Source organism: Klebsiella sp. 2680 (assembly GCF_900198535.1).
GTDB classification, from domain to species: Bacteria; Pseudomonadota; Gammaproteobacteria; order Enterobacterales; family Enterobacteriaceae; genus Klebsiella; species Klebsiella indica.
The window spans coordinates 268305-283367 of sequence record NZ_FZNJ01000001.1; the positions used below are offsets into that span (position 1 = coordinate 268305).

13 protein-coding genes are annotated in these 15063 nt (G+C 54.5%); 2 read left to right on the plus strand and 11 right to left on the minus strand.

The genetic code is table 11. The features are described 5' to 3' along the window. The first annotated feature begins 453 nt into the window (after positions 1 to 453). Together pykF and lpp are read left to right on the plus strand one after the other, a co-directional pair. Positions 454 to 1866 carry a pyruvate kinase PykF gene (gene pykF / locus FN037_RS01425; RefSeq protein WP_138358735.1) on the plus strand — a complete coding sequence of 471 codons (1413 nt, stop codon included), beginning with the start codon at positions 454 to 456 and terminating at the stop codon, positions 1864 to 1866. Between the two features lie 311 nt (positions 1867 to 2177). Further along, positions 2178 to 2414: a murein lipoprotein Lpp gene (gene lpp / locus FN037_RS01430; protein WP_001082307.1), complete on the plus strand. Its 237-nt coding sequence runs from the start codon at positions 2178 to 2180 to the stop codon at positions 2412 to 2414. A 62-nt stretch (positions 2415 to 2476) separates the two neighbouring features. Here the strand turns inward: lpp and FN037_RS01435 are convergent, their stop codons facing one another. The 11 genes from FN037_RS01435 to hutU form a co-directional block, all read right to left on the minus strand. Then, positions 2477 to 3460 (minus strand): L,D-transpeptidase family protein, encoded by a 984-nt coding sequence (locus FN037_RS01435; protein ID WP_138358733.1) that lies wholly within the window; start codon positions 3458 to 3460, stop codon positions 2477 to 2479. A 98-nt stretch (positions 3461 to 3558) separates the two neighbouring features. Next, on the minus strand, positions 3559 to 3975 hold the full coding sequence (gene sufE / locus FN037_RS01440) for a cysteine desulfuration protein SufE (protein WP_138358731.1): 417 nt from the start codon (positions 3973 to 3975) through the stop codon (positions 3559 to 3561). 11 nt (positions 3976 to 3986) lie between these two features. Continuing rightward, a complete protein-coding gene (gene sufS, locus FN037_RS01445; RefSeq protein ID WP_142501410.1) occupies positions 3987 to 5207 on the minus strand; it encodes a cysteine desulfurase SufS in 1221 nt (406 codons plus the stop codon). Continuing rightward, entirely contained in the window at positions 5204 to 6478 is a 1275-nt protein-coding gene (gene sufD / locus FN037_RS01450) for a Fe-S cluster assembly protein SufD (RefSeq protein WP_142501411.1), read from the minus strand. The genes sufS and sufD overlap by 4 nt, the downstream gene beginning before the upstream one ends. Further along, positions 6453 to 7199 (minus strand): Fe-S cluster assembly ATPase SufC, encoded by a 747-nt coding sequence (gene sufC, locus FN037_RS01455; RefSeq protein ID WP_138358725.1) that lies wholly within the window; start codon positions 7197 to 7199, stop codon positions 6453 to 6455. Before sufC ends, sufD begins: the two co-directional genes overlap by 26 nt. Before the next feature lie 163 nt (positions 7200 to 7362). Continuing rightward, the gene (gene sufB, locus FN037_RS01460) at positions 7363 to 8850 is read right to left on the minus strand and encodes a Fe-S cluster assembly protein SufB (protein WP_138358723.1); all 1488 of its coding nucleotides are present in this window, start codon (positions 8848 to 8850) and stop codon (positions 7363 to 7365) included. Positions 8851 to 8852: 2 nt separating this feature from the next. After that, the gene (gene sufA, locus FN037_RS01465) at positions 8853 to 9230 is read right to left on the minus strand and encodes a Fe-S cluster assembly scaffold SufA (RefSeq protein WP_138358721.1); all 378 of its coding nucleotides are present in this window, start codon (positions 9228 to 9230) and stop codon (positions 8853 to 8855) included. 626 nt (positions 9231 to 9856) lie between these two features. After that, a complete protein-coding gene (hutG, locus tag FN037_RS01470) occupies positions 9857 to 10660 on the minus strand; it encodes an N-formylglutamate deformylase (protein ID WP_142501412.1) in 804 nt (267 codons plus the stop codon). Next, the gene (gene hutI, locus FN037_RS01475; protein WP_138358717.1) at positions 10653 to 11861 is read right to left on the minus strand and encodes an imidazolonepropionase; all 1209 of its coding nucleotides are present in this window, start codon (positions 11859 to 11861) and stop codon (positions 10653 to 10655) included. The genes hutG and hutI overlap by 8 nt, the downstream gene beginning before the upstream one ends. 10 nt (positions 11862 to 11871) lie before the next feature. Next, positions 11872 to 13269 carry a purine-cytosine permease family protein gene (locus FN037_RS01480; RefSeq protein ID WP_142501413.1) on the minus strand — a complete coding sequence of 466 codons (1398 nt, stop codon included), beginning with the start codon at positions 13267 to 13269 and terminating at the stop codon, positions 11872 to 11874. A gap of 58 nt (positions 13270 to 13327) precedes the next feature. Next, on the minus strand, positions 13328 to 15004 hold the full coding sequence (gene hutU / locus FN037_RS24490; protein WP_138358713.1) for a urocanate hydratase: 1677 nt from the start codon (positions 15002 to 15004) through the stop codon (positions 13328 to 13330). Positions 15005 to 15063: the final 59 nt, after the last annotated feature.

Here is a 15063-nt window from a genome sequence, read left to right on the forward strand (position 1 = left end):
GACAAAATCAAACCAGCGTGGTATTTGTGGGTCAGAGAGCGATTTTTTCAGTGAAACTTGTAAATAAACCTCGTTTTCCACACCATTTATGTTATCAGTCGCTGAAAAAATGTGTTGCGAATATTCATTAAATTAGTTTGCATATTGTTAAGTATATGACTATAGAAATGAAACATGGTTTTCATTTTCTTTTTGCTTTGGGCAACGTATAATGCCGACAAATACTTATTGAATGGTTTCAGCGCATTGGATTGCATAACTCAACGCATAACAAATCGCCTCTTTTCATGGGCTGAACCGCCAGCACACATTCTTCTGCACGCTCTTATGTTGTCGCCTATCCTTAGAGCGTGGCATCGCAACTTTCGTAAACCCGGTTTAACTCTGTGGCAGTTCGCCCGCGGAGTGAGATTCCTCCATCCTTATCCTTCACAACTTAAAGATTGAACTGTCATGAAAAAGACCAAAATTGTTTGTACCATCGGTCCGAAAACTGAATCTGAAGAGATGCTGACCAAAATGCTGGACGCAGGCATGAACGTTATGCGTCTCAACTTCTCCCACGGTGACTACGCTGAACACGGGCAACGCATCCAGAATCTGCGCAATGTGATGAGCAACACCGGCAAAAAAGCCGCTATCCTGTTGGATACCAAAGGGCCAGAGATTCGTACGATTAAGCTGGAAGGCGGCAACGACGTCTCCCTGAAAGCCGGCCAGACATTCACCTTCACCACCGATAAATCCGTTGTGGGTAATAACGAAATCGTTGCGGTGACCTATGAAGGCTTCACCAGCGACCTGAGCGTCGGCAACACCGTACTGGTGGACGATGGTCTGATCGGGATGGAAGTCACCGCGATCGAAGGTAACAAAGTGGTTTGTAAGGTGCTGAATAACGGCGATCTTGGCGAAAACAAAGGGGTCAACCTGCCGGGCGTGTCTATCGCGCTGCCAGCGCTGGCGGAAAAAGACAAACAGGACCTGATCTTCGGTTGTGAACAAGGCGTTGACTTCGTCGCGGCCTCCTTTATCCGCAAACGTTCTGACGTGGTTGAAATCCGTGAGCACCTGAAAGCCCATGGCGGTGAAAGGATTCAGATCATCTCTAAGATTGAAAACCAGGAAGGCCTGAATAACTTCGACGAAATCCTTGAGGCTTCTGACGGCATTATGGTCGCGCGTGGTGACCTGGGCGTTGAAATCCCGGTTGAAGAAGTTATTTTTGCCCAGAAGATGATGATCGAAAAATGTATTCGCGCGCGTAAAGTGGTTATCACCGCGACGCAGATGCTGGATTCCATGATCAAAAACCCGCGTCCGACCCGCGCGGAAGCAGGCGACGTTGCGAACGCTATCCTCGACGGCACCGATGCTGTAATGCTGTCCGGTGAATCCGCAAAAGGTAAATATCCGCTGGAAGCCGTCACCATCATGGCGACCATCTGTGAACGTACCGACCGCGTCATGACCAGCCGTCTGGAGTACAACAACGACAACCGCAAGCTGCGTATCACCGAAGCGGTTTGCCGCGGCGCCGTCGAAACGGCGGAAAAACTGGAAGCGCCGCTGATTGTCGTGGCAACCCAGGGGGGCAAATCCGCCCGCGCCGTACGTAAATACTTCCCGGATGCCACCATCCTGGCCCTGACCACCAACGAAACCACCGCCCGTCAACTGGTACTGAGTAAAGGCGTTGTCGCTCAGTTGGTTAAAGAGATCTCTTCCACTGACGCGTTCTATATTCAGGGCAAAGAACTGGCGCTGCAAAGTGGCCTGGCGCGTAAAGGCGATGTGGTGGTTATGGTCTCCGGCGCATTAGTTCCGAGTGGCACCACCAATACCGCATCCGTGCACGTGCTGTAATAATTTACAGGTTAATTAACCTTACCTTTAAAAGCGCCTCTTAGGGGCGCTTTTTTTATTCCAGTACTAGACACTGCTAATAAAAATGCAAATCGAATTTTACTATTTAATGCGAGATTATCTAAGATGAATCCGATGGAAGCATGCTGTTTTCACTCGCCTTTTTCACCTCTCGCGAAAATTTCGATGCTTCTTTGAGCGAACGATCAAAAATAAGTGTGTTCCAGTAAAAAAATATTCTCATCACAAAAAAGTTTGTGTAATACTTGTAACGCTACATGGAGATTAACTCAATCTAGAGGGTATTAATAATGAATCGTACTAAACTGGTACTGGGCGCAGTAATCCTGGGTTCTACTCTGCTGGCTGGTTGCTCCAGCAACGCTAAAATCGATCAGCTGTCTTCTGACGTTCAGACTCTGAACGCTAAAGTTGACCAGCTGAGCAACGACGTGAACGCAATGCGTTCCGACGTTCAGGCTGCTAAAGACGACGCAGCTCGCGCTAACCAGCGTCTGGACAACCAGGCTACTAAATACCGTAAGTAATAGTACCTGTGTAACAGAAATGGCGCACAATGTGCGCCATTTTTTATTTCTGTATCACCCGCTTACTGGGTTCTTTTCGCCCCATCATCCGGCCTGTTTTGCACAGACAGCATCGATGTCGCGTTGCCCTCGCTCGATACCACCACCGGATAACCTGCCCGTCTGTTCAGCGCGCGTTTCAGCCGCGCCTCATCGACAGATTTATCGTCAGCAAACTGATGAAACGACGCAGAGAGCGTATAGGCCATCGTCTGGGTGTTCTTTCCCTCATCCGGCGTCAGCGGCCTGTGAACTTCAACATAGCGCTTACCATCCGGCTCTACGGCGAATTTCACCGGCTGGTTAATCACCCGCACCGGCGTCCCGCTCCTCACCTGACTGAACAGAGACTGAATATCCGCCGCATTCATACGCATGCAGCCGGAACTGACGCGCAAGCCGACGCTGTCCGGCGCATTAGTGCCATGAATGAGATATTCGCCGTTGCCGTACGCCAGACGCAATGCAAAACGCCCTAACGGGTTATTTGGCCCGGCAGGGACTACCGGCGGCAAGGTAATGCCCTTCTCAAGAGAGCGCGCGCGAATACCCGCCGTCGGCGTCCAGGTCGGGTTAGGGATTTTCTGCCCGATGCGGGTCGTCATCTCCGGTGTTTCCAGCCCCTGCTGACCAATGCCCAGCGGATACACCTGCACCTGATTCATGCCCGGTGGAAAGTAGTAAAGACGCAGTTCAGCGAGGTTGACGACGATCCCCTCACGCGGCACGTCGGGCAGCAGCATTTGCGAGGGAATCAGTACCCTGGTGCCGGGCTCAGGATACACCGGCGCAATGGTATTATTCGCTTCGAGGATCAGCATCGCCGCCGTATCAAAACGACGGGCGATCGCCTGCAGATTACGGTCTCCCTCCTGTACCGTCCAGGTCTGGTTCTCACCGATTAGACGGCTGTTAGCGGGAGGAAGCGGATAATCAACGGCCCAGGCCGCGTGTGACGCACTGAAGGCGCTCAGAAGAGCCGTAGTGATGAGAAACGCGCGTTTCATACTCAGATTCCTTCTTTGCTGATAAAACGCAAACCTGTTATACACGCCGACAGCCCCTCTCCCGACGCGCATAACAGAATGATATCTACTGTTTTATTCTAGCTAAGATTTTCCGCTTTCGCGCGAATTGCGCGGATCATGGCTTCCAGCCCTTGCGATCGCGAGGGGGTAAGATGCTGTGTCAGGGCCATTTTTTCAAACCACGGGCGCACATCAAACGCGGTGATATCTTTAGCCGTCATCCGGTCATAAAGGATAAACACCACCGCAATAAGCCCCTTGACGATCGCCGCGTCGCTGTCGCCGCGAAGCACAATGGCGCCGCTCTCATCCTGCGTCATCACGATCCACACCTGGCTCTGGCAGCCCTGGATGATGTTCTGTGCGATATGTTCCTCCGGGCCAAGCGGCGCCAGACGCTGGCCCAGTTCAATAATATAGAGATACTTCTCTTCCCAGTTCGCGCAACGGCTAAAGTTGCGCAGCAGTTTATCTCTGTCCGGTAACGCCGCCATGGTTGCTTCCTTTAGCTTAATAATTTGTGGATCCGCTGTAGCCCCGTCACCAGCCGATCCACCTCTTCCATTGTATTGTACATCGCCAGCGATGCCCGACACATAGCCGGTACCCCGTAGAATGCCATCAACGGCATGGCGCAATGGTGGCCGGTGCGGACGGCAATACCATAATTATCCAGGAAGCTGCCGACATCGTAGGCATGATGCTTGCCAAGATTAAAGGCTATCACCCCCAGGCGCTGTTGCGGACCGTAGAGGATCAGGTCCGGCACGTTCGCCAGCGCCTGCAGGGCATAGCGCATCATCGTTTGTTCATATTCCGCAATATGGGTAAGCCCCAGCGCGCTGACGTAATCCAGCGCCGCCCCAAAAGCGATAATACCGCCGGTATTGGGCGTCCCCGCCTCAAAACGCCACGGCGCTTTAGCCCATGTGGTGCCCTCCGTCAGACTGACGGTCGCGATCATCGAACCGCCTCCCTCCCACGGCGGCATATCCTGTAATATCGCCTGTTTAACGTAGAGCACGCCAATCCCGGTCGGGCCATACAGTTTGTGTGCGGAAAACGCGTAGAAATCACACGCCAGAGCCTGGACATCCACCGGGTGATGCATCACCGCCTGCGCACCATCCACCAGCACTTTAGCCCCATGCTGATGGGCTAACGTAATCAAGGCGGCGATCGGGTTTTCAGTACCCAGCACGTTGGAAACCTGGGTGATGGCCAGCAGGCGGGTCCGCTCGTCAAACAGCCCGGGGATCGCATCCAGCTGCAAGGTGCCGTCCTGATTGAGCGGTATCACCCGCAGTTCAGCGCCGACTCTGGCGCACAGCATCTGCCACGGGACGATATTGGCGTGGTGCTCCATGGCGCTGACGATGATATTGTCGCCCGCGCCAACGTTGGCGTTACCCCAGCTGTTCGCCACCAGGTTAATCCCTTCTGTGGTGCCACGAACGAACACCAGTTCTTCCGCCGATCGCGCATTAAGGAAGGTCGCCGCCTGCTGGCGCACCTTTTCCATCCGCGCCGTGGCTTCCGCGCTAAGGGTATGAATACCGCGATGTACCGCCGCATAGCCGTGGCGATAAAATTCCGCCTCGGCGTTGATTACCGCTTCCGGTTTCTGCGCGCTGGCGGCGCTATCAAGGTAGGCCAGAGTCTGGCCGTTAACCTCGCGATTCAGTACCGGAAAATCCGCGCGCACCCGTTCCACAGAAAATGTCATGCTTTACCTCCTGGCAAACGCTGGCCGATACGCGCCAGTATCTGTTGCCTGAGCGCCTCATCGCCGATCGCTTCCGTTAGCTCGGCGGCAAAGGCGTAGAGAATCATCTGCTGCGCCGCCTGCTGCGTAATGCCGCGTGAACGCAGGTAAAACAGCTGTTCGTCATCTATGCGTCCAATGGTCGCGCCATGGCTGCACTTAACATCATCGGCATAAATCTCCAGCTGCGGTTTCGTATCCACTTCCGACAAGCGTCCGAGCAGCAGATTGTTATTGGTCATCTGACCATCGGTTTTAATCGCATGCTGCGCGACATTAATCAGCCCATTGAACACCGCCCGTCCTTTGTCATTGACGATGGTTTTGTGCAACTGACGGCTGTTGCAGTACCCCACTTTGTGATCGAGCCAGGTACGGCTATCGCAGACTTCGTTATTCACCGGCATCGCCAGCGAGTTAATACGCAGGTTGCTGTTTTCACCATTCAGTTGCGCGCTGGTGTTGTGACGCAGCACCGCGCCGCCAAGCAGGAAACTGCTGCTGAAAGCGGAGGCGTCGCGCCCCAGCGCCAGATCGTTATGGGCAAAGTGGTAGCTCTGCGCATTCTCAAACGCCAGCTTGATATGCTGGAGGTGGGCGTTATCCGCCACCGTCATGGTCAGCCGTGCGCCGGTAAAGTGCCGTTGCTCATTAAGGCTCAAATAGTGTTCGATAATGGTCGCTTCTGCGCCGCTCTCCAGTTCCAGATGGTGGCGGTAGTGAACGGTATTCATCTCATCGCCCGCCAGACCGCGCGTGAGATGCATGATAAGCAGTGGTTTTTCCGGGCGCTGATTGCGTTTGACGCGGATGCGGGTAACCGTCTGCGCCAGGCTTTCGGTCAGATGGAGAAAGACCTCCGGCTGGAGGGCATCCGGCAGCGACTGACGCTGGTTGTCAATCTTAACTTCGTAGCCGCTTGCCGCCAGATCGTCACTCAGACTTTCACTGAACTGACCGTCGACAAACACCAGACGCCAGGCATCAATAGCCAGCGCCAGCGCGTCGCGCTGGTTTATCGTCAGCGCCTGCGGCGGGGCGGTCACAAAGGTCTGGTTAAACAAGGCGTCCAGCGGCGTATATTTCCAGTTTTCCTGCTTACGCGTTGGCAGGCCCAGCCGTAACAATTGTTGCAGGTGCTGATGCGCTTGCGGACTGCGCCGTTCGCTCTGAGCTTCAAACAGATGATGCCACTGTTGCAGCGCGTTACTGCTGTTCGGTAAGCCAGCCATAACCCTGCTCCTCCAGTTGTTTGACCAGAGTAAAATCGCCGGATTTCACAATCCGCCCCTGGTACAGCACGTGGACATAATCCGGCTTGATATAGTCAAGAATGCGCTGATAGTGGGTGACGATAATAAACGCGCGCTTGCCATCGCGCAGGGAGTTAACGCCCTCAGAGACAATCTTCAGCGCGTCGATATCCAGCCCGGAGTCTGACTCATCCAGAATACACAGTTCAGGCTCAAGCACCGCCATCTGCAGGATATCGTTACGTTTTTTCTCGCCGCCGGAGAAGCCAACGTTGACCGAGCGGGTCAGCAGATCCTCCGGCATTTTCAACAGTTTAATTTTCTCTTCCATCAGGTCCTGGAAGTCAAAACGGTCAAGCTGCTCCTGCCCGCGGTAGCTGCGCACGGCGTTGAGCGCGGTTTGCAGGAAAAACTGATTGCTGACGCCGGGAATTTCCACCGGATACTGGAAAGCCATAAAGATACCTTCGCCCGCACGATCTTCAGGGGCCAGTTCCAGCAGATCCTTACCATTAAACGCAATGCTACCGCCGGTGACTTCATAGTCTTCACGTCCGGCGAGCGTCGCGGACAGCGTACTTTTCCCGGAACCGTTCGGCCCCATAATGGCATGCACTTCGCCGGGGCGAACCTCCAGGTTGAGTCCACGCAGGATCGCTTTCTCTTCGACGGCAACCTGCAGGTTTTTAATACTTAACATGTCTATTCCTTAATTCGAATGTCTGATTCATCTGGCGTAATCGTTGCAGCCAGTTTGGGTGCGGACAGCGCGGAGAAACCGGAACGTACACAAAGTACTTGAGGATTTCGAGCACTGCCCAGGCCCAAAATGGCAAGTTAAGATAGCCAGATGGACCAGACTTTTAACCGACGCTGTGTTCAAGACTAATCGCCAGCAATTTTTGCGCTTCCACGGCAAATTCCAGCGGCAGTTCGGAGAAAACGTCCTTACAGAATCCGTTGACGATCATTGAAATCGCATCATCTTCACTGATCCCTCGCTGCAGGCAGTAAAACAGCTGGTCTTCGCCGATGCGCGACGTGGTGGCTTCATGCTCCAGTTGCGCGCTGTTATTGCGACATTCCACGTACGGGAAGGTATGTGCCCCACAGTCCGGGCCAATCAACATGGAGTCGCATTGGGTGAAGTTACGGGCGTTGGTTGCCGTCGGCATGATTTTCACCAGCCCGCGATAGCTGTTCTGGCTGTGACCGGCCGAAATTCCCTTCGAGATAATCGTCGACCGGGTGTTTTTGCCGATATGGATCATCTTGGTGCCGGTATCCGCCTGCTGGTGGCCGCTGGTCAGCGCCACCGAGAAGAATTCGCCGATTGAATTATCGCCACGCAGAATACAGCTCGGATATTTCCAGGTGATCGCCGAGCCGGTTTCCGACTGAGTCCAGGACATTTTGCTGTTTTCGCCTTCACACAGGGCACGCTTGGTGACGAAGTTAAGGATGCCGCCGGTATTGTTGTCGCCGGGGAACCAGTTCTGCACCGTGGAGTATTTCACCTCGGCGTCTTTATGAATAATGACTTCGACCACCGCCGCGTGTAGCTGGTAGCTGTCGCGTACCGGTGCCGAGCAGCCCTCGATGTAGCTGACGTAGCTGCCTTCATCGGCGACCAGGATCGTGCGCTCGAACTGACCCGTCTTTTCGGCGTTGATACGAAAGTAGGTCGACAACTCCATCGGACAGCGCACGCCTTTTGGCACATAGATGAAGGTGCCATCGGACGCTACGGCCGCGTTAAGGGCGGCAAAGAAGTTATCGTTGCCGGGCACCACGGTGCCAAGATATTTTTTTACCAGCTCGGGATGATCGTGGATTGCTTCGCCGAATGAGCAGAAAATAATCCCCTGCTCCGCCAGTTTTTGGCGATAGGTGGTCGCCACAGAGACCGAGTCAAAAATGGCGTCAACGGCCACTTCCCGTCCCTCACGTACCGGCACACCGAGCTGGTTAAATGCCGCCTCCACTTCACTGGTCAGGAACGCGCTGGCGCCGGTTTGCTGCACGGCGCCCGGTTCAGAGGCGCAGGTGTCGTCGCAGTTGCCACAGGAAGGCGCTGAGTAATAGCTGTAATCCTGATAGTTCAGCGTGTCATAGTGCGCTTTTAACCAGTGCGGCTCTTCCATCGCCTGCCAGGCCTTAAACGCATTAAGACGAAACGCCAGCATCCATTCCGGTTCATTGCGGCGTGCAGAAATCGCCCGAACCACCTCTTCATTTATGCCTTTCGCCAGCTCGTCGGTCTGTAGCTGCGTGAAAAAGCCTTCTTTATAGTTGAGTGGCCCGCCGCCCCAGGTTTTGACATCGTCAGTTGCTTCAGTATTACGAGACATAGTTACTCCGCCTGAACGCCAAAACTCTCACCGCAGCCGCATTCGTGCTGCGCTTTCGGGTTATGATATTTAAAGATGTGATTTAAGCCCTCGCGGACATAATCAATTTCGGTGCCATCGATAAACGGCATCGCCTGCAGCGGCGCCCAGAGCTTCGCGCCGTCTCGCTCAAACAACAGGTCATCTTTCGCCGGTTCGGCGATTAATTCGAGAACATAGCCAAAACCGGCGCAGCCGCTGGTTTTAACGCTCAGACGCAACCCTCGCATATCTGGCTGTTTGCGGATCAGATCGCAAATATGGGCCGCCGCCGACGATGTCATCGTCAGGCCGCGCCAGCTAAAATCATCGGGGTTAAACGTTCCTGCATGTGAATCCATCGCTCTACCTCATAGGTTGACGCCCTCAGGGCATCTCATTATGGTAGTGATAATGATTATCACTTCAACCCATTCAAAGAAGGGGTATTCCCCCCACAGGTCTCATTTTTGTCCTTTTTATAAGCATAGACCCTGTTCTTCGCCTTTTCAGTCCACATGCTTTTATTTTAATTTACTGAAAAATAAATAGTTATTTACCAGGTAACGGAGAGATATCAGGCAATGACAAAGATGCATCGAAAATACCGATTTATAAAATAGGCAGCAGAAAAGACGGGTTTTCATCCACTTATCGGGTATTCAATAGACACTGGCGGGAAATCAAAGACATTCCAGACGCTTTTAATGGTCAAGGTGAGTAAGGTAGCAACAGCCCATGGGTTGGCTGTAATCGTGATGCGTTATCTCCGGGGCTGGTCAATGCCAGCTAGTATCTTACCCCTGCACGCTGCTCCGGCGCGTTTTGCTGCATGAGTTATGTCATCAAAAAGCGATTTCCCCATCGGTACGACGGGGAAGACGTTGTTCTCATCACGCGACTGATGAGATACAGGTGATATTGATGAACCGCTCCGCCGCTCGCAGCGCCTGCGCATTAACGCTCCCCCGGAAACGGTATTCCTCGTTCAGCGCGCTTTATACTGCTCTCGTCCCCACTGCAGTGCTGTATTAAGCAAGGTTTCCAGCACGCGCTGCATCTGCCCGGCTTTCTCAGTTATATAGGCAAAGCTCTCTTCATCCATATAGCAGCATTGCGCCATTTCCAGTTGCACCGCATGAATATGGTTATCAGGATCGCCGTAATGGCGGGTGATATACCCTCCTTTAAAGCGGCCATTGAGAACCCTGCTGTAGTGCGGGAAACGGTCACAGCTTGCCAGCAGTGCGTCGCTGAGCGGCAGAGCGCAGCTGAGTCCATCAGCGGTGCCGAAGTTCAGATCCGGCAGACGTCCCTCAAACAGACGCGGTACGACCGATTTGATCGAATGCGCGTCCCAGAGTAGCGCATAGCCGAATTTCTCCCGCAGCCGCGCCAGTTCATCCGCGAGCGCCTGATGATAGGGCCGCCAGACATTCTCCAGAATCGCGGCCTTCGTCGCTTCATCCGGCTCATCGCCAGGATGAAAAAGCGCTTCGCCGTCAAAAAAGATGTCCGTAAACAGGCCCGTTGTCGCCGTACTGTAAAGCGGTTTGTCATCCGCCGGGCGATTAAGATCCACAACATAGCGGGAATAGCGCGCGCACAGGGTGCTGGCCCCCATGTCAGCGATGGTCTGATAGAGCAAGGGAATATGCCAGTCAGTATCTTCCAGACGCTGCGCTCGGGGGGTGAGGCCGCGCGAGACTTCGGGAGTTAATAACGTTCCCGCATGGGGCATACTGACCAGTAACGGCAGATTTCCCTGCCGTAAATCAAACGCCTTAATCACGATATACCTCCTTACCTTGATAAATGACTTGTTTTGTCAGCGTGCCCCCCAGCCAGTAACTCAGTTCCGACGGATGGGCGATATCCCATACCACAAAACTGGCCTCTTTTCCGGCTTCCAGAGATCCGCACTTCCGCTCCAGCCCCAGCGCCTTCGCGCCATTTATCGTGACGCCGGCCAGCGCCTCTTCCGGCGTCATACGGAACAGCGTACAGGCCATATTCATCATCAGACGCAGAGACAATACTGGCGAGGTTCCAGGATTTAAATCACTGGCAAGGGCCACGGGAACCTGATACTGGCGCAGTAATGCTACCGGCGGTAGCTGCTTTTCTCGCAGGAAGTAATAGGCGCCAGGCAACAGCACAGCAACCGTACCCTGACGGGCCATCACCGCAATATCTTCCTCACATAAATACTCCAGATGATCCGCCGACAGCGCCTGGTAACGCGCAGCCAGCGCCGCGCCATGCTGCAGTGATAGCTGTTCGGCATGGAGCTTCACCGGCAGGCCCAACTGACGGGAGGCCTGAAATACCCGCTCCACCTGGGATGGCGAAAATGCCAGGTGTTCGCAGAATGCGTCCACCGCATCCACCAGCCCTTCCTGATGCAGCTCCGGCAGCAGTTGCTCGCAGATATAGTCAATCCAGGCATCCGCACGCCCCTGATATTCTACGGGCACCGCATGGGCCGCCAGGCAGGTGCTGCGCAGGGTTAGCGGCAGAGCATCGCCTAACTGGCGAATAACCCGCAGCATTTTGCGTTCGTTAGCCAGATCCAGACCATAGCCTGATTTGATCTCAAGGGTCGTTACGCCATCCTGACACAGCGCTTTAAGACGCGGCAGTGCGCTGTCAAACAGTTGCTTTTCACTGGCTTGCCGTGTGGCATTCACCGTACTGGCGATCCCCCCGCCAGCGGCGGCGATCTCCGCATAGCTTGCGCCGGTGAGGCGCATTTCGAATTCCCGCGCCCGATTACCGCCGAAGACCGCATGACTGTGACAATCGACCATGCCCGGCGTCACCACCCGCCCCTGTAAATCAATCCGCTGCGCGACGGGAACATCAGGCCGATCTTCCCGATTGCCAACCCAGAAAATCTCCGCGTCATGCGTCAGCATCGCGCCATCGTCAAGCAACTGATAATGACCGCCAGCCATGGTGGCAATACGGCAATGGTGCCAAAGAGTATACATAACGTTCTCCTTAACGGCTGATGGCGGTGTCGGCCGCCGCCGGGGCGGACTGAACTTTGCGCAGGATGTAGTAGAGCGTCGCGGGCAGCGCCAGCCCGACTATCCACGAGATATCAATACCGCCAAGCATTTTCACAAACGGGCCGGAATAGAACCCGCTATCAATAAATGGTGTCTGTACAACCACGCCAAAAAGATAAACCCCAATTCCCGTCGCGTTCCACGCCTGGTACTTCCCGTTCGCATCATTCAGCGCCTCCAGATCTATTGTCTGGTGGTTAAAGAAATAGTAATCAACCAGGTTAACCGCGCTCCACGGCGTAAAGAAGGTCAGCAGGAATAACAGGAAAGATTTAAACGCCGGCAGGAAAGCGTGCTGCCCCACAATCGCGACACCGGTCGCCAGGGCGATAATGACTGCCAGCACCAGCAGACGCGCCCGCTGGCTCACATGCGATCGCTGCTTCCCGCAGCTGTAAACCGTCGCCAGACACATCAGGCTACCGTAGGCATTCAGGGTATTAATGGTCAATTTGCCAAACGCGATACTCAGATACAGCAGCGTGGCAATCACGCCGACACCCCCCAGGCCAACAATATAGTCCACTTCATGGCCGACCAGCTTTCCCTGAGAGAGCGCGGCAGCCAGCACCCCGACGGTCATGGCGATTTGCGCGCCAATCACTGACCCACTTCCGACAGCGCAAAATACTTTTCCGGGCGAAGTGCTTCGCGGCAGATAGCGAGAATAATCGGCGACATAGGGACCAAAAGTGATCTGCCAGGAGGCAGCAAGACCCGTGGCGGTCAAAAACGTGCTCCAGCTAAAAGGTCGGATACTCAGCAGGTCGCCAATTGCCGAAGAGGTGCTGATTTTACACAGCAAATAGATAAACGCGATAATTCCCACCAGACTCGCCAGCTTACCTAACAGGTGGATCAAGCGATAGCCGATATAAGCGATAACCAGCGTAGCGGCGGCAAAAAGCAGAATACCGCCGGTTTCCGACGTATGGAACACCGCCGAGATCGCCTGACCGGACAGCACGGCGCCGGTGGCGATAAAACCCAGGTACATCAGGCAAACCAGCAGAATTGGCAGACAGGCGCCGTAGACCCCAAACTGCACCCGGCTGCTGATCATCTGCGGTATCCCCAGTTGCGGCCCCTGCGCGGCATGTAATGCCATTACAATCCCGCCGGCAACCTGACCCAGCAGCAGACCCGCCAGCGACCAGAAAACATCCCCGCCGAATACGATGGTTAATGCACCGGTGACCATTGCGGTGATTTGCAGGTTAGCCCCCAGCCACAGGGTGAACTGGCTGAAAATACTGCCGTGGCGTTCACTATCGGGGATGGGTTCAATAGAACGTGTTTCGATGTATGTTGTGTTGTTATTATTCATGGCTGCGCTCCGGTCAGCGCGAAGACGGTGGCATAGCCCGCCGCCTTCGCCGGGGAAATTAATCCGTAATCATTGGCAGGTTGAGCCCTTGTTCTCGGGCACATTCAATCGCGATGTCGTAACCCGCATCCGCGTGGCGCATTACGCCAGTGGCCGGATCATTGCTGAGAACCCGAACGATACGTTCTGCCGCTTCATCGCTGCCGTCACAGACGATGACCACGCCGGAGTGCTGAGAGAACCCCATCCCCACGCCGCCGCCGTGGTGCAGCGAAACCCAGGTCGCGCCGCTGGCGGTGTTCAACAGCGCGTTAAGCAGAGGCCAGTCTGATACGGCGTCAGAACCATCTTTCATCGCTTCAGTTTCGCGGTTAGGGCTGGCAACGGAGCCAGAGTCAAGGTGATCGCGCCCGATAACGATCGGTGCGGAAACGTCACCATTGCGTACCATTTCGTTAAACGCCAGCCCCAGACGGGCGCGCTGTCCCAGACCAACCCAGCAAATACGCGCCGGTAACCCCTGGAAACTGATGCGTTCTTTCGCCATATCCAGCCAGCGATGCAGATGGCTATCATCGGCAATCAGCTCTTTGACTTTTTCATCCGTGCGATAAATATCTTGCGGGTCGCCAGAGAGCGCCACCCAGCGGAACGGGCCGATGCCCCGGCAGAATAAAGGCCGAATATAAGCAGGTACAAAGCCCGGAAAATCAAAAGCATTGCTCACGCCCATCTCTTTCGCCATCTGGCGAATATTATTCCCATAATCGAAAACAGGAATGCCTTGCTGCTGGAAGGCGAGCATCGCTTTAACATGTTCAGCCATCGAGGCTTTTGCCGCCTGAATGACCACAGCCGGTTCAGTGACTGCACGCTCGCGATAGGTTTCCCAGCGCCAGCCTGCGGGCAGATAGCCATTCAGCGGATCGTGGGCGCTGGTCTGGTCAGTGACAATATCCGGACGCACGCCGCGTTTCACCAGTTCGGGTAACACTTCCGCCGCATTGCCATGCAGGGCGACAGAGATCGCCTTCCCGGCAGCGGTATAACGTTTGATGCGATCCAGAGCATCATCAATATCACTGGCTTGTTCATCCACATAGCCAGTACGCAAACGAAAATCGATACGTGACTGCTGGCACTCAATATTCAGCGAGCAGGCTCCCGCGAGGGTTGCCGCCAGCGGCTGTGCGCCGCCCATCCCGCCGAGTCCGGCGGTCAGTACCCAGCGGCCACTCAACGAGCCGTTGTAGTGCTGACGTCCCGCTTCAACAAAGGTTTCATACGTCCCCTGAACGATGCCCTGACTGCCGATATAAATCCACGACCCTGCCGTCATTTGCCCGTACATCGCCAGGCCTTTAGCGTCCAGTTCGTTGAAGTGCTCCCAGTTTGCCCAGTGCGGCACCAGATTTGAGTTGGCGATCAGCACCCGCGGTGCGTTGGTGTGAGTTCTGAAAACGCCTGCAGGCTTACCGGACTGAATCAACAGCGTTTCATCATCATTGAGCTGTTTCAACGTCTCAATGATCTTGTCATAACACTCCCAATTGCGGGCAGCCCGCCCGATACCACCGTACACCACCAGTTCTTTGGGATTTTCCGCGACTTCGGGATCCAGGTTGTTCATCAACATCCGCAATGGCGCCTCGGTCAACCAACTTTTGGCATTCAATGTGGTACCGCGTGGTGCTCTGATTTCAACATCACGATAACGGGAAAATTCACTGCTCATGCGCTTCACCTTTTGTCTTCATTGAATCAGGAAAGATGTCCACTGAAAAACGCGAATGC

What these genes read in the sequence shown, in the direction of transcription:
- sufA (WP_138358721.1), bottom strand. Translation starts at nt 9,230, where the DNA reads ATGGATTCACATGCAGGAACGTTTAACCCCGATGATTTTAGCTGGCGC.
- sufE (WP_138358731.1), bottom strand. Translation starts at nt 3,975, where the DNA reads ATGGCGGCGTTACCGGACAGAGATAAACTGCTGCGCAACTTTAGCCGT.
- FN037_RS01480 (WP_142501413.1), bottom strand. Translation starts at nt 13,269, where the DNA reads ATGAATAATAACAACACAACATACATCGAAACACGTTCTATTGAACCC.
- pykF (WP_138358735.1), top strand. Translation starts at nt 454, where the DNA reads ATGAAAAAGACCAAAATTGTTTGTACCATCGGTCCGAAAACTGAATCT.
- sufS (WP_142501410.1), bottom strand. Translation starts at nt 5,207, where the DNA reads ATGACATTTTCTGTGGAACGGGTGCGCGCGGATTTTCCGGTACTGAAT.
- lpp (WP_001082307.1), top strand. Translation starts at nt 2,178, where the DNA reads ATGAATCGTACTAAACTGGTACTGGGCGCAGTAATCCTGGGTTCTACT.
- hutI (WP_138358717.1), bottom strand. Translation starts at nt 11,861, where the DNA reads ATGTATACTCTTTGGCACCATTGCCGTATTGCCACCATGGCTGGCGGT.
- FN037_RS01435 (WP_138358733.1), bottom strand. Translation starts at nt 3,460, where the DNA reads ATGAAACGCGCGTTTCTCATCACTACGGCTCTTCTGAGCGCCTTCAGT.
- hutU (WP_138358713.1), bottom strand. Translation starts at nt 15,004, where the DNA reads ATGAGCAGTGAATTTTCCCGTTATCGTGATGTTGAAATCAGAGCACCA.
- sufD (WP_142501411.1), bottom strand. Translation starts at nt 6,478, where the DNA reads ATGGCTGGCTTACCGAACAGCAGTAACGCGCTGCAACAGTGGCATCAT.
- sufC (WP_138358725.1), bottom strand. Translation starts at nt 7,199, where the DNA reads ATGTTAAGTATTAAAAACCTGCAGGTTGCCGTCGAAGAGAAAGCGATC.
- sufB (WP_138358723.1), bottom strand. Translation starts at nt 8,850, where the DNA reads ATGTCTCGTAATACTGAAGCAACTGACGATGTCAAAACCTGGGGCGGC.